Annotated in this window: 10 protein-coding genes and 1 pseudogene; 2 read left to right on the top strand and 9 right to left on the bottom strand. The window is 48.9% G+C overall.

Going from position 1 to position 21030, the window contains the following annotated elements:
• Positions 1–23: 23 nt before the first annotated feature.
• From C6P11_RS02325 to C6P11_RS02295, 7 genes are all read right to left on the bottom strand, one after another.
• The gene (locus C6P11_RS02325; RefSeq protein WP_167849510.1) at positions 24–830 is read right to left on the bottom strand and encodes a CAP domain-containing protein; all 807 of its coding nucleotides are present in this window, start codon (positions 828–830) and stop codon (positions 24–26) included.
• A 156-nt stretch (positions 831–986) separates the two neighbouring features.
• Entirely contained in the window at positions 987–1829 is an 843-nt protein-coding gene (locus C6P11_RS02320; RefSeq protein WP_135518271.1) for a KxYKxGKxW signal peptide domain-containing protein, read from the bottom strand.
• A 981-nt stretch (positions 1830–2810) separates the two neighbouring features.
• Positions 2811–3788 carry an ROK family glucokinase gene (locus tag C6P11_RS02315; RefSeq protein WP_003609264.1) on the bottom strand — a complete coding sequence of 326 codons (978 nt, stop codon included), beginning with the start codon at positions 3786–3788 and terminating at the stop codon, positions 2811–2813.
• A 121-nt stretch (positions 3789–3909) separates the two neighbouring features.
• On the bottom strand, positions 3910–4119 hold the full coding sequence (locus tag C6P11_RS02310; protein WP_003609265.1) for a YqgQ family protein: 210 nt from the start codon (positions 4117–4119) through the stop codon (positions 3910–3912).
• 9 nt (positions 4120–4128) lie between these two features.
• Positions 4129–4830: a rhomboid family intramembrane serine protease gene (locus C6P11_RS02305; protein ID WP_135518270.1), complete on the bottom strand. Its 702-nt coding sequence runs from the start codon at positions 4828–4830 to the stop codon at positions 4129–4131.
• An 11-nt stretch (positions 4831–4841) separates the two neighbouring features.
• On the bottom strand, positions 4842–5393 hold the full coding sequence (locus C6P11_RS02300) for a 5-formyltetrahydrofolate cyclo-ligase (protein ID WP_245299735.1): 552 nt from the start codon (positions 5391–5393) through the stop codon (positions 4842–4844).
• 61 nt (positions 5394–5454) lie between these two features.
• Entirely contained in the window at positions 5455–7503 is a 2049-nt protein-coding gene (locus C6P11_RS02295) for a peptidoglycan D,D-transpeptidase FtsI family protein (protein WP_135518269.1), read from the bottom strand.
• Positions 7504–7661: 158 nt separating this feature from the next.
• Here C6P11_RS02295 and C6P11_RS02290 point away from each other — a divergent pair, with 158 nt between their 5' ends.
• Both C6P11_RS02290 and greA read left to right on the top strand, forming a co-directional pair.
• Positions 7662–10307 (top strand): YfhO family protein, encoded by a 2646-nt coding sequence (locus tag C6P11_RS02290; RefSeq protein ID WP_135518268.1) that lies wholly within the window; start codon positions 7662–7664, stop codon positions 10305–10307.
• Positions 10308–10424: 117 nt separating this feature from the next.
• A complete protein-coding gene (gene greA, locus C6P11_RS02285) occupies positions 10425–10910 on the top strand; it encodes a transcription elongation factor GreA (protein WP_056973122.1) in 486 nt (161 codons plus the stop codon).
• A 64-nt stretch (positions 10911–10974) separates the two neighbouring features.
• Here the strand turns inward: greA and recQ are convergent, their stop codons facing one another.
• Both recQ and C6P11_RS02275 read right to left on the bottom strand, forming a co-directional pair.
• Positions 10975–12795 (bottom strand): DNA helicase RecQ, encoded by a 1821-nt coding sequence (recQ, locus tag C6P11_RS02280; RefSeq protein WP_135518267.1) that lies wholly within the window; start codon positions 12793–12795, stop codon positions 10975–10977.
• Between the two features lie 145 nt (positions 12796–12940).
• Positions 12941–21007: pseudogene (locus C6P11_RS02275) on the bottom strand (KxYKxGKxW signal peptide domain-containing protein); the annotation flags it as partial.
• Positions 21008–21030: the final 23 nt, after the last annotated feature.

Below are 21030 nucleotides of genomic sequence, written 5' to 3'. Positions count from 1 at the left end.
GGCAGACTTTGATTTTTCTTCAATTATTGCGCTTCAGCAACGAACGTACCAGTAGCAGCGTTGTAACCGAAACCAACACGTGAGTATGAACCCAATACCCAACGCGTGTGTGGGTGTGAACCGTTGTCGATCATACCAGTTTCAGCATACCAAGCGTTAACAGCGGCTGAACCAGCACCGAAGCCAATAGCAACAACTTCGTGACCGTATGATTGTGCAAAGTGCGCAGCGTCAACGTTTCCTGCCATCATGTCGGCACGGTATTGTGCAGTTGCTGACAATGAAGCATCGTATGAAACTGGTGACAAACCAGCAGCCGTACGGATTGCGTTCAATGCGTTAACGGCATCAGCGAATGAACCCGTTGAAACAGGTGCAGTTGCAACTGACGTTTGTGCAGGCGCTGCAGAAGCAACTGGTGCTGATGACGCAGCAGATGAAGCTTGTGATTGAGCTGGTTCTGCTGCAGCACTTGATTGTGCAGGTGCAACTGAACCGTTCAAGCGAATCTCTTCACCAACGATGATCAAGTTAGGGTTCGTGATGTTGTTCATCTTTACGATGTCATCAACCTTCAAGCCAGTTGCTTGTGCGATTGTGTCAATCGTATCACCTTCTTGAATCTTGTAAGTCGTACCAGCAGTCTTAACGGCTTCCTTAACGTCGTCAACCGTCTTTGCACGCCATGAAGCAGCGTCCGTAGCTGGCTTTGCGTTATCGTCGGCTGATACAGCAGTGTTTGAGTTCGTCATTGGCAAAATCGCAGCAGCGGCAACCAAAGCGGCAGCTCCCATTCCCTTAGCCATAGCATTCATCTTAGAGTTAATCATATTGTTTATATTCCCTTTTTGTACGTTTTTGGCCAGTCCAACGACTGAGCCTCGTATGCTTTCTATAATAGCAAGTACGTATATCAAGTAAGTTACATCACGATAACAAAAAAACGGGACATTGATGACAATGTCCCGTATGCAATACATTTCAAATTAGTGGATGAACAAAACACCTGCTGCAGGGATAGTACGTGATGAAACCACGAATTCACCCTTAGCGTTCATTTCTGAGATTGTGATCATGTCACCGTTAACACCCGTAACAACAGCCACGTGTCCGTATGATGAAGCGTAAGCGACACCTGGCATCATAACAGCAACCGTACCAACAGCTGGGTTCGTGTCAACTACACGGCCAGCGTAAGTTGCGTTGTTAGCCCATTCTGCGGCGTTACCCCAGAAGTTACCAACCCATGGCAATTGGTTCTTAACGTACCACGTGCATTGTCCAGCGTAGTATGAGTTACCTGGTACAGCAGTGTAGTCAGCGTTGTATGAAGGCGCTGCTGGTTGTGCTTCTTGGGCAACTGGTGCCTCTTCAACGGCAACTTCTTCAGTAGCAACAGGTGCTGCTTCTTCAACAACTGGCGCTACTTCAACTGCAGCTTCTTCGGCAACTGGTGCTTCTGAAGCAACAACTTCTTCAGCAACTTCCTTCGTCAAGTTGATTTCTTGACCGATAACAATGAAGTTAGCGTCGTTGATGTTGTTTGCTGCAGCGATTTCTTCTGCAGTCAATTCAGTAGCTGAAGCAATCATTGACAACGTATCACCAGCTTGAACCGTGTACTTTTGACCTGCGGCTTGAACGGCTTCAACCACTTGATCAACCGTCTTTGCACGCCATGATGAAGTCGTTTGTGCCACTTCTTCGTTAGCGTATGCTGATTCAGTTGAAATCATTGGTACGATGGCAGCAGCTGCAGCAACAACCGTTGCGGCTACCCAGTTCTTACCTGACTTGTACATCTTCTTGCGTGAATTTACGTTTTGCATGATTAACTCCCCAATTATCTGTCGCTCATATAAGCGTTTGTTTCTTTGTTTTAATAAGATTTAATTTGTATTAGTTATGCGTTGCCCTAGCAACATGATTAATAATACCGACGGGGCGTAACAGTTATATAACAGCGACTAAACAACGTGTAACGCACAAATTGGTCATATTTGATTTGCATATAAACAGCGTCATTTCGGCACAACTGTTCCGGTGTTCACATTTACTTCAAAAACAGTCCCCACTCTGAAAATAACTTTTTTCGTGTTTTCATTACTTTTCAGGCTGTTTGTTACAACTATTACATCGTTTTCTGGGAAGTTTGTTACAGATCAGCTTAGTTTGTGGTTAGTGTCCGTCCTGACGGCCGGAGTGCTTGGCCCCTTCTAGGGCACGCTAACACGTCCAGACCATGACCTGCAGGGAGCGGAGTCCACGCCGTTGGCGCGTGCTCCTTTACCTCCCGTTGCTCTAAGCGGAAACCCGCTAAGAACCCACACCTGCGGGTCAAGGTCTGCACGTGTCTATACGCGTGGCGGGGCCAAGCACAGCAGCCAAGTAATACTCTGATTGTTTGAGTTACATCCACCACTTTACCGCAGGTTGAACTGTTCGCCCATTTGGTTTCTGGTGCATGATTATCTTAGACAGGATAGAACATCTTAGCTGCTGGCATGGGATTTGGTTGGGGTGGTGGTGCGGAGCTCCTGCGATATTAGCCGGTGACCAAGCGAGGACAGGAGCACCAATTATCACTTAGCAGCAGTGGATTTCGAGCCGACAGGCGCGGAAATACGCTGAGGCTTAGTGAGAATGGGACTCCGTCGCCACCAGCTTATATTGCAGGACGGAGCACCGCCACCCCAACCAAATCCCATGCCTCGGCGCAACGCGTCGACACACACACGGCCACTCCAAAACCACGACAAAAAAAGACGAGAACCATCGCTGATTCTCGTCTATATTTTTGCTCTATTTAATTAGGCAATAACGCGGTCTGAGTTACGGGCCAATGAAGCAGCACCGTAAGCACCAGCATCGTTACCCAACTCAGCCAACTTAACTTCAGTCACGTCACGCGTTGACTTGAAGGCAAATTGCTTAAAGTTCTTCTCAACACGATCCAACAAGAACTTTCCTGCGGCTGAAACACCACCACCGATAACAACAGAAGATGGGTTCAAGATGTTTGAGATGTTAGCTGAAGCCAATCCAAGGTAGTAAGCAACCTTGTCTACAACTTCGTTTGCCAAGTAGTCACCTTCCTTGGCCAAGTCAAAGACAATCTTTGACGTTACTTCTTCACCGTTGTCGACCATAGCCTTCAACTTTGAGTTACCAACGTAGGCTTCTGCAAAGTCTTGAGCCAAGTGAACAACACCAGTAGCTGAAGCGTATTGCTCCAAGCAACCATAGTTACCGCATGTGCACAAGTATCCACCTGGCTCGACGATCATGTGACCGACCTCACCACCGGCTCCAGCAACACCGTGGATCAACTTACCATCGTTAATCAATCCACCACCAACACCAGTTCCCAACGTAATGAAGGCAACGTCTGGTTGGTTGTTTCCGGCACCACGCCATTGCTCACCCAATGCGGCAGCGTTGGCGTCGTTGTCCATCGTCAATGGCAAACCAGTTCCAGCTTCGATTTGCTCACGAACGTTTTGTGTTTCCTTCCAGTTCAAGTTGAAGGCACCCTTAACAGTACCGTTCTCAAGATCAACCGTTCCTGGTGTACCCATTCCGATACCAATGATGCGATCCTTGTCCAATTGGTACAAGTCCAAGTGGTGGTTAATTGAATCAATGATATCAGGTACGATGTGTGACCCTTCATCCAAAATGTTTGTACGGATTGACCACTTTTGTTGGATTTCTCCTTCAGCAGTCAAAATGGCGAACTTGATAGTCGTACCACCAAGGTCAACACCAATTAGCTTATCTTTAGCCATGATTTTTCCTCGTCATTCTCACAAAAATATTTTGTAATCGCTTTCTTATCTTTCAACATTATTTATTATAACGAATTTCTGAATTAAAACAAGTGTTTTATTGAAAACGTTTTCAATACTATTATAGCAGTCTTTCTTGCTTCTCTTCTAACTCGTGCTCATGCCTTAATACCAACTTGATTTGCGCATATTCCTTCGCATCAAGTAGGCCAGCTTTATACATATTGTCGATTTCAATTGCTGCTAACTCAATATCCCATAGGCGTTTTCCAACGTGAATGTAGATATCATATTTCTTCAACAAGTTTAGGACGTCTAAAAATGTTTGCATATCTATCCCCTACTTTCGTAACAGTGCAATACCGACCAATACGGCAATCAACACCAAGTACACCAACAATGCTAGTGCTCGTCGGCCACCACCGATCTTGAACAGGCCTGAATAGTGAAAACCTGAAATAAGTACCGGCACAATTAAGAATCCACCAACTAGTCCGCCGATGTGGGCTGCCAGATCAATCCCTGGCGTAAATAGCGCTGAGATGACTGACAACAACACAAAGGTGGTCATCAGTTTCGCCTGACTACGCCAATAGGCTCGTCGTTTGTCCATCAAGCCCAGTCTAACAATGGCGCCAAATAAGCCAAACACACCACCAGATGCACCAGCTGAAATAACATTCATCGCACCAAACGCTAAGCTCATCAAGTTTCCACTAATGACCGTTGCGAGGAAAAGAATTAGAAAACGCCAATGACCGATTTCCAATTCCAATAAGCGTCCGATGAAGTACAACGTAATCATATTGAAGATTAAGTGCGAAGCGGTTACGTGTAAAAAGCCTGCCGTCAGCAACCGCCACCATTCACCATAATGAAGAACGATTGGTCCGAACTGCGCACCTGTTTCATATAAAACACGGGAGCTAATGGTAAAACTCTGCGAAATCAAAGCTTCCCAGAGGTACACCACGACCATAAATGCCACCAAGGCACTGGTTGCGGGTGTCGCATTAAAAGCGCGTTTAAATTCTGCTATCATACTTTTCTTCCTTAAGCAGGTGGCAAAACAATCACTTCATCCACCTGTTGATCTGTTTTTTCAATGTCCCAAGTTGGGGTTGGTACGTAATTATCTGGAATCGTCACCGCAATTTTTGCGCCGGTCGTTTTTGGAATCCAACGGTCATAGTAACCACCGCCGAACCCAAGTCGATCGCCAGCTGCTGAAAAAGCCAAACCGGGGACCAAGATAAAATCGAGCGTCGAAACATCCCCAAGCGGTTCCCCAATTGGTTCTAGCATACCAAATCTGTGGCGTTCATACTCGGTTGACTCATCGATTTGAATAAATGTGAGTTGTCGCTGTGGTGCGACCTTTGGCAAATACACCGTTTTACCTTGTAATAAGGCGGTCTGAATCAAGAGTTGCGTTGGCAATTCAACATCTTGCGACAAGGTTAAAGCGACCGATGACGCTTCCTGCCAAGCCGGCAACGCAGTCACTGCACGCGTTAACTGTTGCATCACCGCTGCTCGTTGCATGTCAGACAACTTCGCCAAATTGGCCTTAGCCATCTCACGCGCTTCATTCTTATCAATCATTTTGCCACCCTCTTCCCTAACAAAAAACTGACACCTATTAATAGGTATCAGTTTAGCATAGTTACTTTGTTGCTGAACCAGAATCTTGAACGTCCTTCCAGAACGCTTCATAGATTTGGATAGCAATTTGTTGGTTAACGTTTTCGTCTGATTCGTAAACCGATGGCACAACGATGGCCACGGCAACATCAGAGTTAGGTACGAATGAAATCAATGAACTGGTATAAGTTGATACACCATTCGTTGTCGTTTCGGCCGTTCCAGTCTTGGCATAAATACCAGGTTGCACATTCTTCATACGCGTACCAGTGGCATAACCAGAACTACTGTGAACAACTTCTTCCATACCCTTCCAAATCAAGTTACGCTCAGCTTCAGTCCAGCCAACCGTTCCCAACACTTCTGTTGGCACAGTCGTCTGCGTCTTAACGCGGTTCGATTCGTCACGTTGTTCAATAGAAGCAACGATGTGCGGACGAACGCGGTAACCACCGTTTGCAACGGTTGCAGCGTATTGCGCAAGTTGCATTGTCGTAAACGTGTCGTACTGTCCAAATGATTCGTCCAGCGCCTTACCAATATCTTCACGGGCCGTTGAACCCTTCACACCAGTAATTTCACCTGGCAAATCAATACCAGTCTTAACACCCAAACCGAAGCGGGCAAGTCCATCACGCATTGTTTGGAACACGCTAGTTGGCAAAGCCCCCAAACTCATACCTGGATAGTAATTCAAACCACCCATCTTCAACATCAATTGCATAACGTATGAGTTAGATGACACCATCAAGGCCGTGTCAGCCGTCAACGGCATGCTACCGCTTCCGTTACGGTTAAACCATGATGACTTCGTTGCCGTACCGGCAACCGTGATTGGTTGGTCGACAATGGTATTGTTTTCAGCTGTGATTGTGCCGTTCAAGAAGCCAGTTGTAATCATCGCTGGCTTAACTACAGATCCCACAACGTTCGCTTGGTTAACAGTCGAAAGGGCATCCGGCGTCGTCTTACCCGTTTCGTTATCGCGGTTAACACCGGCCGTGGCGTAAACACCACCCGTCTTTGGATTGATAACAACCGCATACGCACCTGTCGTCATACCACCTGGAATGTTGTTTTCCAAAATGCTTTGCACATCATTTTGGAACTTTGAGTTAATGGTCAACGTCAAACTGTCACCAGCTTGACCGGCGTAAGTCGTCTTTTCAGTCGTCTTACCGTCCTTGTCGGTGCGAACTTCGACTTGACCCTTCGTACCCTTTAGTGTGTCTTCATATTGCTTTTCTAGGTATGACGTTCCAACAATATCGTCACGTGAATACCCTTCCGTCAGCAACTTATTAACACTATCTTCTGGCAAACCAGACTTAGAAGTTGACGTTGAACCAACCAGCGCCTTAATCGAATCACCTTGTGGATAGTCACGTGTGTAGTAAATACCGACACGCACACCAGGCATCTTTGACTGACGCTCACCAATGTTGGCGATTTCTTCTTGCGTGACACCAGTCTCTTTAATGTAGACCGTTGACAAAGAATACGCATTAGCCATCTTTTGGAAAATCATGGCGGCATTCTTTTGCTTATCGCTCAATGGGAACTTAGCCTCATGCTTTTGCACGTAAGACTTCAAAGCATCAACATAATCATCTGTCCCTGGAACCGTCTTCGTACCACTTGCCTTAACGACCTTCGCAGCTCGCTTCGCGTCTTGAATGTAGTACGTTGCATAATTTCCGGATGACAATTGATCAGTATCAATTGAAATATACTTGGCAACTTCATTGGCAATATCGTACATCTCAGCTTCGGTAACACCCTTTGGCTTCGTATACGTAATCGCTTGTGATCCCTTGTTTGCAACTAACACTTGACCAGTACTGTCGTATATCATGCCTCGTTGCACGTTTACTTTTTCAGTACTTGATTCAGCATTATTAACGGCTGCCTTATACGTTTCACTATCTGTAACTTGTAGGGTAACCAATCGCCAGCCCAATAATCCGAGCATCAAAACCACGATACCCATCAGCACATTCAAACGTGCTGGAATTCGAGCTAATGATCCATTCTTTGACCGACGATTGCCACGTCGCTTTGGTGACTGCATAACTTGACCCTTTCTTCCATAATCTAATTGTTTAATTGTAGCATAAAACCGGACCAACAAACCTTAACCCTTGTCGGATTTTAACCAAAAGCAACCCTAATAAACGACTGCAGAATATGGTTTAATAGAACTATCTGAATTTCGGGGAGAAAACAATCATGTTCGCACGTTTTAATCCATTGAAATGGCGGTCATCAACACAAGCATTGTGGGTTAGTTTCTTACTACCACTCTTGATTATGACTAGCTATTTCGGCTTTCGTCACATGGCACCGTTCGGTTCAAGTTCAATCTTAACCGTCGATTTAGGCCAACAATATATTGATTTTTTTGAAAATTTCCGTCAAACCATTCTCCACAACCCAACCAATATTTTCTATAGCTTCGCCAAGGGGCTGGGTGGTGAAACATATGGTGACTGGACTTACTATTTATTCAGCCCAACAAATCTGCTTCTCCTACCATTTCCGAATACAATGTTGCCAACCGCAATTTTGTTGATTACGGTTCTAAAATACGGCTTGGCCGGTTGGAGTTTTAGCTATGCGCTGCGCGTGATGCGCTGGCAAAACGGTTGGCGTTTACCACTTTTTGGTGTCACATACGCCATGATGGGCTGGTTTGTCGCGAATGATTTAAACCTGCTTTGGTTGGACGCAGCGATTTTGCTACCGTTAATCATCGCCGGCTTTGAACGCTACTTGGATGGTAAATCATCGTGGCTATTTATCGCCCCACTCACAGCCATCTTTATTATTAACTACTATATGGCCTACATGATCGGCCTATTCCTAGTGTTGTACGTATTCTGGCGTTTATTCTGGCAACCATACACGTTGCGTGAACGTTGGACCATCGCTAGCAAGTTCATTTTTGGCAGCATCATTAGCATTGGCCTCTCAACCATTGTTTGGTTACCCACTGGTTATACTTTGCTCAACAGTAAGGGCCAACACATGCTGGATAATCTGAGCTGGAAGTTCGAATATCAAGCGCCCGATATTCTTGGAAAGCTGTTCTTGGGGACATTTAATTTCGAACAAATGCCTTCAGGACTGCCAAATATTTTTATCGGTAGTTTGCCAATTATCATTCTCTGGTTCTTCTTTACGTACCGTTTGATTCGCTGGCAAACGCGACTCACTGCTCTGCTTGTGACTGCTTTCCTAGTTGTTTCAATGATGTACGCACCGTTGGATTTGATGTGGCACGGGTTCCAATTCCCAGTTTGGTATCCATACCGTTTCTCATACGTCTTTAGTTTTTGGGTGCTATGGTTAGCAGCCTCGGTCTGGTCACCAACCCTACGCTTCTCGTGGACACAAATCGGCACACTCGTTATCTTGGCAATCGCCACCGATGTGTACCTTTACTACCGTCTCGACAGTCTAAACTTTTTGACATTTAACCAACTCTTAGTTGGTAATGCGTTCTTTATCATGATTTTGGCATTGCATGCCTTATCACGTCGTTCGCGTTGGTGGTTAGCAATCTTGAGTCTACTTGTGATTGGTGAAATGACCGTCAGCACCGTTTGGACGTTGAATAATTTCAGCTACCTGACAAATACTGAGTATCAAACTTACATCAAGAGCTTAAACAAGATTACCAAGCACTTGCCTAGCGAGCAGGATAATTTCTATCGTGTTGCCCAATCATTCCAACGCACCAAGGGTGATCCGCTACAAGGACATTACAATGGCGCCTCAACTTTCAGTTCTGCCTTGGAACACCAACAAAGTGATTTCATGGCAGCGATTGGCCAGCCAGAAGGCGATAATTACATTGCCTACAGCAGTGGTACCTTGTTGACTGATAGTTTGCTGGACATGCGTTACCTATTGCAGCCATCTGGCGTAGAACCAAATACGCCAGGTACGCCTACTAATATGCAAACCTACCAGCGTACCGACACCAACGGTACTTATCAAATGACTAAGTACACTGGGACGGCGATTTTGTCTGAGAACCCATACGCGCTACCGATTGCATTTGCTGCGAACACAAATGCACTTAACGTGACGTTCAAAGACAACGATCCCCTTCGCAATCAAAACGATTTTTGGAACGCCTTAATCGGTTACCAACACGACGATATCTTTAAAAGCGAAAACTTCGATAGCTCAACCGCTGCTAATGTGCCTGCGCCAGCAACGATTACCGGCGCCTATCTGAAGAAGGAAAACAAAAAACAAGTTGCGTCACTGACCCTAACTTACACGCCAACGACTGATAATCCTTACTATCTAACGCTTGGTGATGCCGTGAATAATGACAATGTCGAAATTCAATTGAACGGTAAGGCATTGCCGACGATGCCAAGTCATCGCCACACAATTATTGTGCCGCTTCCGGCTTATCAAAAGGGTCAAAAGCAAACCCTAACGTTCGTTCTAAAGAAGGATGATTTGTGGTTACAAAATGTCTCACTCTACAGCGCTGACAAGGATTTGATCAAGTCACAAGCGCAATCACTTCAGGAACACGGTCTGCAAGTTAAGAAAGAGTCTGAAACTGAAATCAGCGGTAAAATCAATATGCCAAAGGGACAAGGTTTGCTAATGACCACCATTCCTAATGCCGATGGTTGGCATGTTATGGTGGACGGCAAAGAAACCGAAACCGTAACGGTCGGAAAGTTCTTTATTGGTGTACCATTGAAACCAGGTGAGCATACAGTCACGTTTAAGTTTGCCGCCCCATACTTCAAGATAAGCGCAATCGTTAGCTTAGGCTTCTTGCTCTTTATGCTTGGATTGGGTTGGTCAGAGAAAGAAAAGCGACGTCACTCATTGCATTACTAACTCTTAGCGTTGTGAACCTTTACACACGCGTATACCCGTGGTAATGTAGCATTTGAAACCTTCGGGTATACACACTTATTAAACTAATAAAATTTACTTGCATAGGAGGCCAGAAACATGGCTGAAGAAAAGACATTTCCAATGACGGTCGAAGGAAAGGCCAAGATTGAAGAAGAACTAAACACGTTGATTACTGAGACGCGTGCTGAGATTACTGGACGTATTCAAATCGCCCGTAGCTTCGGTGACTTGTCAGAAAACTCAGAATACCAATCAGCTAAGGACGAACAAGCCTTCGTTGAAGGACGTATCAACACGTTGCAAAACATGCTTGATAACGCCATCATCATCGACTCATCAGAAATTGCTGACGATGAAGTTTCAGTTGGTAAGAAGGTTACGTTTAAGGAATTGCCTGACGAAGAGCCTGAAACTTACGCGATTGTTGGTGCCGTTGAAGCTAACCCACTTGAGGGTAAGATTTCTAACGAATCACCTATCGCAGTTGCTTTGATGGGTAAGAAGGTCGGCGACCAAGTTGAAGTACCACTTCCAAACGGTGCTTCAATGGAAGTTGAAATCATCGCTGTTGAAGTTGCTTAATCATTAAAAATAAAGGGTCGCCTAGACTTGCGTGTTGCAAAGTCTAGGCGACCCTTTTTATTTTCTATTTGCTTTCAGCAATGACACGCAATACATCAGTGCCATAGCGCTCTGCTTTTGCTTCACCAATTCCTGAAACAGCCATCAGTTCCGCATCGTTAAGCGGTTGTTGTTTGGCTAATTCCACCAAAGTACGATCATTAAAAATGATGAACGGCGGAATTTCCGTCACACGCGCCAACTCCAAACGCCATTGACGCAACGCTTCGAAGACGCCGCGTTGTTGCTCGTCCAAATCATCACGTGTACTTGGTGAGCCAGCTCGCACACGATCACCAATTGAGCGGATGTCTTGACGACGCATCACCTTACGTTCGCCCTTCAAAACAGCCATTGCATCAGGCGCTAACGTCAACCCTGCATATTGGCCAGTGACACGTAGGTACCCTTCTGCAATCAAATAATCAATCAAACTAATGATGTGCACGCGTGGGGTTCCACGCAAAATGCCAAACGTTGGCAATTGATCCAGGTTCGCCCACGCAAAGTTATCAGGCACCTTACCACGAAGCGTTTCAGCTGTAACCGTCTTACCAAAGCCATTCTCACCGCCACGTGACTTCAACATGCGAACAACGTGACTCAAAACCTTTTGTGCATCAGTTGTGATATCCACCGCTTCACGCGTATCCAAGCAGTTTGAGCAACGACCGCAATCCGGCGTATCTTCACCAAAATAACGGGTAATATAACGTTGCAAACACATTTGTGTGGCACCGTAGTTAGCCATTTCCTGAAATTTTACACGCTGCAAGTTTTGATATTCTGGCGTTTGATTATCACTATTATCAATAAAGAAACGTTGCGTCTGCAAATCAGCCGCAGCATATAGCAAAATCGCTTCAGACGGCAAGCCATCACGACCCGCACGACCAATTTCTTGATAATACGCTTCAACTGAACCCGGAATACCATAGTGAATGACATAGCGTACATTCGACTTGTTGATCCCCATACCAAACGCATTAGTTGCAACCACGACATCGGTGCGATCGTAGATGAAATCGTCCTGAGCTTGCGCACGCTTTTCATCCGACATCCCTGCGTGATAACCAACTGCATTGATGCCAACAGCCGTTAGCGATTCAGTAAGTGCATCAACCGTTTTACGCGTTGGGGCATAAATAATCCCCGATTCGCCACGGTGCTCCTTGATATAAGTCTTAATGAAGTCTTCTTTGCCCTTCTTATTCAACCCTTTTTCCATACGAATGGTTAGGTTATCACGCACCACGCTTGTTCGGACGGTGTGCTGAATGTGAAGCATCTCTTCCAAGTCGGCCTGAACACGCTCAGTCGCCGTGGCCGTTAACGCCATCACACGTGGCGCTGACTCCAGATTGTTAATCAAGCCAACTGCTGCCAGATAACTTGGTCGAAAATCATGACCCCATTGCGAAAGTACGTGTACTTCATCAATCACAACCAGTGAAATCGGCAAGCGGTTCAACAAGTTGTACGTTCCTTCGCTGCCGAGACGTTCAGGTGCCATGTACAGCAACTTTGCATCTTCATTCAACAAGCTGTTCATTGCGGCGCGGTACTCGTCGTCATTTTGTGTCGAATTCAACGTCACCGCTGGCACACCAGCCTCGTGAAGCTCATCAACCTGATTTTTCATCAATGATAGCAACGGTGAAATGACAATTGTTATCCCTGGTAGCATCAAAGCTGGAATTTGGTAAGTCAGTGACTTTCCGCCACCCGTCGGCATAATTCCCAGTGTTCGTTCGCCGTTCATTACGGCATTAATGATTTCTTCTTGACCATCACGAAAGGACTCATAGCCAAACGTTTGTTTCAAGGTTTCTAGCGCTGTCGCCACTCAGGTTGCCTCCTTTAAATCTCTTCGAAAACAATTTTCTCTATCTGCCATTATGGTCAGCTTTACCTTACTTTGTAAAGCACGAAAAAAGGATGAATCTCACTTAGTTACTAGTGGATTCACCCCTTTCATTTACATCATGCGATTAATCATTCTTCTTACGTAGACCAAACCAAGCACCCAAGGCCAAGGCGAGCAAGCTTGCTGAGATTTCGGCAGCCATTGCAGCCTTAGAAAAATCAGCTTCGTTGTTGTCACCCGTACCTGTTGTTGGGTTATCTTCATCGATACCAACTGGCACTGACTGCAAATCTACAATGCGTTGACCGGCATATGGCAAAGACAATGGTGTTGTTTGTCCGCTGGTTGAGCCAAGCGTTGTGTCAGCACCCGTCACCATACCAGCGCCTGTTATCGCACCGGTTACATCGTAGGCTGTTGACGTGACTGTTCCACCATCTTGACCATCGGATACCACAACGGTTCTAACCACCGTATTTGCACCAGTTGTTTCTGCTGGAGCAACCGTGTTAGTTGTTGTTGTATTCGTCTGACAGGTTGCATTATCAGCTGCCGTCGCAGCTGAAGCCATTGCGGCCTTATCAGCAGCGCTGGCAGCTTCACTTGCAACCTCGGCGGCGCTTGTGGCAGCGGTCATCGCTTGGTCGGCTGCCGTGCTTGCTGATGTAGCGGCGGCGCTGGCCTGCTCAGCTATCTTGGCAGCACTGGCAGCCTTAGCAGCGAGTTGGTCAGCGACAGCCGTGGCACTTGACGCAACGGCAGCTAACGAATCGGCTGCTGTTTGAGCCTCACTGGCTGTCGTCGCATATGATGCAGCCGTTGCTGCAGCTGACGTTGCTTGATCACCTAAGCTCTTAGCAGCGGCGGCATATGAAGCGGCGGCACTTTGGTCACCACTTGCAGCCGCACTTGAAGCAGCGCTTGAAGCAGCCGTCTTAGCTGTTTCAGCTGCCTTAGAAACGACAGCTGTTAATGCAGCAACTGATGACGCCTTATCGGCAGCTGACTTCGTTGCTGAATTTGCCTTGGCAGCATCACTGGCACCACTCGCAGCCGTTGAAGAACCAGCAGCTGCACTTGAATTCGTTTGGGTTGCAACAGCATCATTAACTGCACTGGCAGCGCTTGATGCGGCTGAACTAGCAGCTGCAACTGTATCAGCAGCGGAGCTAACAACTGCAGCTGCACTACTTGCTGTTGCGTTAGCCTGCGTCGCGTTGCTGTTCGCAGTTGCGGCGGCAGCGGCCGCCGAACTTGCCAACTTCGCATACGAGGCGGCAGCAGCTTGATTACCTGCTGACATAGCTGACTGCGCAGCTTCAGCCAATGACGATGCAGTTGCTGAATCGCTTGCAGCAGCACTCGCATATGAACTTGCTGCTACAGCGGCGCTTGAAGCAACCGTATTTGCTGAAGAAGCAACCGAAGCGGCTGAATTAGCAGCCGCAACTGCTGATGACGCCACAGCGCTGGCAGATTGAGCCGTTACGTTAGCGCTTGAAGCAACCTTAGCGGCACTTTGCGCAATCGCAGCTTCTGATGATGCAATGGCATTTTGCTTAGCAGCCTCTGATGCACCACTTTGAGCCACTTGGTTGTCAGGGTACAACTCACTCGCCGCCTTAGCAGCTGAAGTAGCGGCTGACGCTGTCTTAGCAGCACTCGTCGCTTCTGATGCAGAAGACGATGCAGCTGAAGCGTAACTTGCTGTATTAGTTGCGCCCTCACTTGCAGTGGCCGCATCAGACTGCGTGCCGGCTTGATCAGCAGTAGCTTGTTCATTCTTCGCGTTTGCAGAATCCGCCGTCTCACCTGCTTCACTTGCTTGTGTTGCGGCGTTAGACGTTGCGTCTGCTGCATTACTTGTCGCAGCAGTAACCATGTCACCGGCTTGTCCAGCAACTGCGGCATTCACAGCATCAGTAGCTGTAGCAGCGGCGGCGGCGGCTGAAGAGGCAATCGCCGCATATGATGCAGCGGTACTTTGATCTCCGGCAGCAGCAGCACTACTTGCAGATGTTTCGGCACTGGCAGCCTTAGCTGCTTCTGATGCCGCAGTGTTTGCAGCTTCTGATGCGGTGGCATTATCTGCGTATTCAGCGGCTGCGCTTCGAGCTTCGGCTGCATCCGCGGCAGCCTGTGTTGCTGTTGTTGCAGCACTAGCAGCGGTGCTTGCAGCCGTTGCTGAATCGGCAGCGGCGTTCGCTGCTGAGTTAGCAGCTGAAACAGTCGCGTTCATTTCACTGGCAGCGCTAGCCACAGAACTAGCAACCGTCGCGGCGCTACTTGCCGTTGCGGCTTGTGAACTTGCCATTGATGCAGCGGATTGAACCGCACTGTCATCTGGATACTGCGATGCTAGTGAGGCAGCCTTTGTGGCATTTTCAGTAGCATTGGCTGCAGCAGTTGAAGCGACATCAGCTTGACTGTTGATGTTTGTTACCGCTTCAGCAGCTTGACTAGATGCGGCTGTCGTTGTTGCCAAAGCAGCATTTGTATCAATCTCATCTGCAGCGGCTTGTGCAGCTTCTTGTGCAAGTGTTGCCGTTGATGCTGCTGAGCTAGCTGTATCAGCGGCAGTTGAAGCCGTTGATGCTGCTGTCGAAGCATTCTCACTAGCAGTCGTTGCAGCGGCGCTTTGCTGAGCAGCGGCAACTGAAGCGGTTGATGCTAATGCGGCATATGATGAGGCAGCACTGGCATCACCAGCCGATGCAGCACTCGCAGTTTCTGATGCGTATGAAGCTGCTAAGCTTGCCACAGCAGTCGCGTTTGAAGCGGCAGTCGATGCAGCAGTCGCATAACTAGCCGCATCGCTAGCAGCGCTAACAGCCGTCGACTTAGCATCTGACGCAACCGTTGCTAAACTTGCCACAGCACTAGCAGCACTCTTAATTATTGCATCTGATGCATATGACGCATCAGATGCCAACTTATCAATATTTGTCTTAGTTTGATCAACTGACTCACTTGCTGTTGTGGCCCGTTCGACGGCGTCATTAGCATCTGACGCTGCTGTTTGGGCGCCTGCAGCATCACTTGATGCACCAGCTGCATCACTAGCAGCATTTTCGGCATCTTGACCAGCTTGGTCACCAGTTGCGGCAGTTGACGCTGCACTCATCGCAGTTGACGCTGCTTGAGAAGCTGAACTTGCCGTTTCATTAGCCGTTGAAGCCGTTGATGCTGCGTCGCTGGCAGCCTTGGCGGCATTGCTTGCGGCCTCACCCGCTGCGGTTGCAGCGGCGGCAGCTGAACTAGCGGCAGCGAAGGCACTCGCCGCGGCAGCTGAATCTCCAGCGGCAGCAGCGCTACTTGCTGCGGCAGCGGCCGATTGGGCAGCTGATGCTGCGTCGCTGGCAGCCTTAGCTTGCGTAGCAGCATCTGATGAATCCGACTGAGCGACGGCGTTAGCTGAACTAGCAACTGCAGCAGCCGAACTAGCAACTGCGGCTTCACTAGCGGCAGTACTTGCGGCCTCAGAAACCTTAGCATTATCAGCATACTGAGAAACTAATGACGCAGCCGTGCTTGCAGCCTCACTGGCGGCACTGGCATCTTGCGCAGCAGCAGCACTGTCGGCTGAAGCTGCTTCCTTATTCGCAACGGCCGTCAATGAAGTTGCTTGATCAGCTTGCGATTGTGCAGTTGCGGCGGCGGTTGACGCAGTTGCGGCAGCCTTGGCAGCACTTTGGGCAGCAGCATCAGCGGCAACTGCTGCTTCACTAGCAGCCTTGGCAGCTGACGAAACAGTCGCAGAATCCGCACCAGATGAGGCGGCCAATTCTGCAGCAAGACTTGCGGCTTCTGATGCCGTTGACGCTGCATTAGCAGCATCATTAGCCAATGATGCTGCGGCTTCGCTTTGTGCCTTCGCAACTTCAGCAGCACTACTTGCAGCTGATGAGGCGCTTGCAGCGGCTGTGGCAGCTGATTGGGCGGCACTCGCAGCTGATTGGACATCAGCGTTATCTGCATATGGTGAATCACTAACAGCCAATGAATTTGCTGTTGATGCAGCCACTGCCGCATTTGAAGCAGCATCTGACGCGTCAGTCGTTGCTTGGTTGGCGGCTGTAACGGCATCTGCAGCTGATTGGCTGGCCTCATTAGCTTCATTTACTGAAGCATTTGCAGCCATTGAATCTACTGTTGCTTTAGCTGCATCATTAACGATTTGCGCTGTTGATGCAGCGTTCGAAGCGACCGTTGCTGCCGACGTCGCAACGTCAGCAGCTGACTTAGCCAATTCTGCAGCCGTTGAAGCTGCTGAATTTTGTGCATCCGCAGCACTAGCAGCTGATGACGCCTTGGCCGCAAGATCAGCGGCTGATGATGTCAAACCGGCTGCAGCGGCACTACTTGCGGCGGCTGCGTATTCGGCAGCATCACTCGCGTAACTTGATGCCAAGTCAGCAGCATTTGAGGCAGCAGTGCTTTGCGCATTTGCTTCACTGGCGGCTGATTGTGCCGCCGTATTAGCTGATGATGTTTCACTTGCCAATGAATTTGCAGCAGCTGCGGTTGATTCAAGAACCGCATTACTTGCGTATTGTGAATCACTCGTCAAAGAAGCCAAGGCGTCAGCAATGCTTGTCGCCGTTGTATTGGCTGATGACGTTACTGCAGCCGCTGACGTTGCAGTCTTAGCAGCTGATGATGCTTCGCTAGCATAACTTGAAGCTGACGTTGCAGCACTACCTGCATTCTCAGCATCTTGGCCCGCTTGATCAGCACCGGCTGCATTTGACGCTTGTTCGGCCGCTTCACTGGCGGCGGTTGACGCTGTTTGAGCAGCAGTTGACGCTACTGCAGCATCGCTAGCTGCGTTTGAAGCTGTTGTGGCGGCATTACTTGCGGCAACTGAGCCACCGGCAGCCGCAGCACTACTTGCAATGGCAAGTTCGCTGGCAGCCGTGCTTGCAGCACTGGCTGCAGCGGCTGATTGATCTGCGGCTTCCTTAGCAGCACTGGCTGCGGTTGAAGCTTGTTCAGAAGCAACAGTTGCTTGACTTGCAGCAACACTGGCCGCACTTGATGCAGCACTAGCAGCAGATGCAACGGCTGCATTGTCAGGATACTTAGCCGCTTGGTCAGCGGCAACTTGCGCTGCGGTTGAGGCGTTATCAGCCGTTTCCTGAGCGCTTGATGCAGCATCCGATGCGTCAGTATTAGCTGTTTGTGCTGAAGTAACTGCGGTACTTGTTGTACCCGCAACAGCGTTTGCAGTTGATGTTGCAACTGCTGCAGCAGCCACTGAGGCAGCCATATCGGCTTGTGACGCCAAACTAGTTGCTGAAGTCAACGCATTTGAAGCAGCCGTTGAGGCGCTCGACGCATTCGTCAACGCTGTTGCTGCGGCCGTTGATTCAGCGGCTGCTGTACTCTTGAAGTTTGCAGCTGCGGTTGCAGCTTCAGAGGCCGTCGTCAAGGCAGCTGACGCTGAGTCATACAACCCGGCTGCGGCCAATGAACTTGCGGCTGCAGCGGCACTTGATGCAAGACTAGCTTGCGTTGCCGCTTGTGAGGCAGCTGAACTTGCTGCGGCTGAAGCACTTGATGCATCAGCGGCGTAACTACTTGCATTTGAAGCATCTGTTGCAGCTGTTGAAGCCAAATCATTTGCAGCACTAGCGGCACTGCTTGCCGTGGTTGCGGCTGAAACAGCTGTCGCATCCCCACTAGCAGCTAATGAACTTGCTTTGGCAGCGGCTGCTGTTGCACTCTCGGCTGTGGTTGCAACTGCGGCTGCACTTGATCCAGCTGTATCAGCCATTGTGGCCGCAGATGTCGCTGCGCTACTTGCGCCGTTCGCTGCTGTCTTAGCATCGGCTGCTGCGCTTGAAGCAACAGCTGAGTATGAAGTTGCGTCTGATTGATCAGCCGCGGTTTGTGTGGCAGCTGATGACGCAGTTGATAATTGTGATTGTGCATCAGCTAGTGCACTAGCGGCCGTCGTTTGAGCAGCAGAGGCTTGCGCCAATGCACTTGCTGCGGCCGTTGACTGTACTAACGCACCAGCGCCAGCAGAACTAGCCAAACTAGCGGCGGTTGATGCACTAGCGGCAGCGGTCGATGCGGCGACGGCTGCATTATATGCAGCTGAAGCATCCCCAGCGCTGGCGACACTTGATGCAACCGCAGCATATGAGGCAGCCAAGCTACTTTGCTTTGCAGCATCGGCATTAGCAGTCGATGCAACACCTGCTAGTGACGTGGCGTTTGTCTTAGCCGTCGTCGCAGCGACAACGGCAGCTGATGCAGCTTCTGATGCTGACTTAGCCTTAGTTAAATCACCTGCAGCGGCTGCAACCGCTGAACTAATCACCGCATTTGAAGCGTTGGCAGATGACAAAGCAGACAAACTGTTCACAACCACTTGCGCTTGGGCAACGGCTGAAGAAACAGCTGAGCTGCTTGCTGCCACACTACTCAAAACCGTTGCAGTTGAACTTGCAACTGATGTGGCTACGCTACTTGCTGAACTAGCACTTGAAACCGCCGTTGATGTACTACTTGCGGTACTTGCAGCTGATGTTGCAGCTGAGCTAGCTGCACTTGAAGTTGCCTTATTGAAATCAGCAGTGGCCGTGCTCAAATTAGCCGTAGCGACCGACGCAGCACTAGCCGCTGTCGATGCTGCTGTCGAAGCAGCAAACGCAGCTGAAGTGTATGAAGCGGCGGCGGTTGCATCCCCAGCCTTAGCAGCTGATGCGGCATTTGAAGCGGCAACGGCTGCAGCTGTCGATGCTGACAAGATAGCCGCACTAGCTGAATTGATAATTGTTGTTGCTGACGTCGTGGCCGTCTGATATGACGTCACGGCTGATGAATATGACCCATTCGATCCGACTGCAGTTGCCGCAATTGACGCTGCAATCGAAGCAGCTGTTGAAGCAGTGGCAGACTCTGGTGCCACACTCGTTGCGTTCGTGCCAATGCCTGATGACAATACAGCAGCATCGGCCGTGTAGATAAGCGTCATCGACGTTGCCGTGGCATTCAAACGGGTAGTTGGTGCGTTAGCTACGTAACTTGAAACTGCTGGTGCAGCCATATTAATCGCAGCGGTCGTATCGTTCACACCAAATGAATCACCAACGTTTCCAGTCAATACCGTGCTAGCCATTGATGATGGCATACCCGTATAGTTAACCGTCATGGTTTGCTGAGCGGCCGTGAAACTACCAGCTTGCACACCGGCCTTCGTGGTTGACCATGCCCAACCAGTCTTTTCGTTCAGTCCCAACGCTTGATTACGTGGTAGGGTTTGCGTCGTTGACACAGTTCCCAACTTCGTACCATCTGCCGCAACCATTGTGTACGTCATCGTACCAGTTGCTGATGTTGATGTCGTTGTAGTTGGTGTCCACGCCATCGTCCATGTAATCGCATTACCAGCCAATGATTGTCCCGCTGTTGTCGCATAGTTTCCGGCACCCAGGTAACTCAACGACATTGGTGTAACAGAAGTTGTCGTCAGGTTACTTCCGGCTGCATCAGTTGTTTGGACGGCCATTGACTTTGTCGCGTAACCATCACGTTGATCACCAGTAGTGATTTTGCCATCACAGTCCCACATCCACCAACCCATCCAGGTTGCTTGTACACCAAGGCCGGCAGCCGTTCCATTCAACTGTGCCAAACTTGCTGGGTCGGCAGCCGCAAACGTAATTCCAAGTGCGTTACCGGCAGCTTGCACAGCTCCCGAATCCGTCGTATTACCACCGGCCCCGTTACTTTGGGTAGCGACACCAATCGTAACGGTTCCAGTCATCGAAATCGGGTGTGTCATATTAAATTGCTTATTCATCGCAATCGTTCCATTCGTACCCGGTCCTGGAATCAAAGTCGTTGCACCACTAGTAGTTGGTCCAACTTCGGCACCATTTTGGTAAACTGTAAAGTTGCTGTCAATCTGATCTGTTGTTGTAAGATTCATATTTGGATCAGCAACCGTCGCTGCAGAACCGGCGACCAATTGATAAGCACTTGTCGCAGCCGTATCAGCCGATGCTGAGCCGAGATGCACCATATTACTAACGGCCTCCATTGCATCGTCTGCAAACTCAGCAACACCCGTCTTAAGATCACCGGTGTCAGTGGCAACTGCGGCACTACCAGCAATCATCGAGACCATTGTCAAACCGGCAAACATCCACTTTTTACCGGCCTTATACATCTTGTAGTGCGTCTTTGCACTATTTTATTCGT

This window comes from Weissella confusa (assembly GCF_004766315.1).
GTDB classification, from domain to species: Bacteria; Bacillota; Bacilli; order Lactobacillales; family Lactobacillaceae; genus Weissella; species Weissella confusa_A.
Note: the sequence above shows the minus strand (reverse complement) of the source record. Positions and strands in the feature narration are given on the sequence as shown.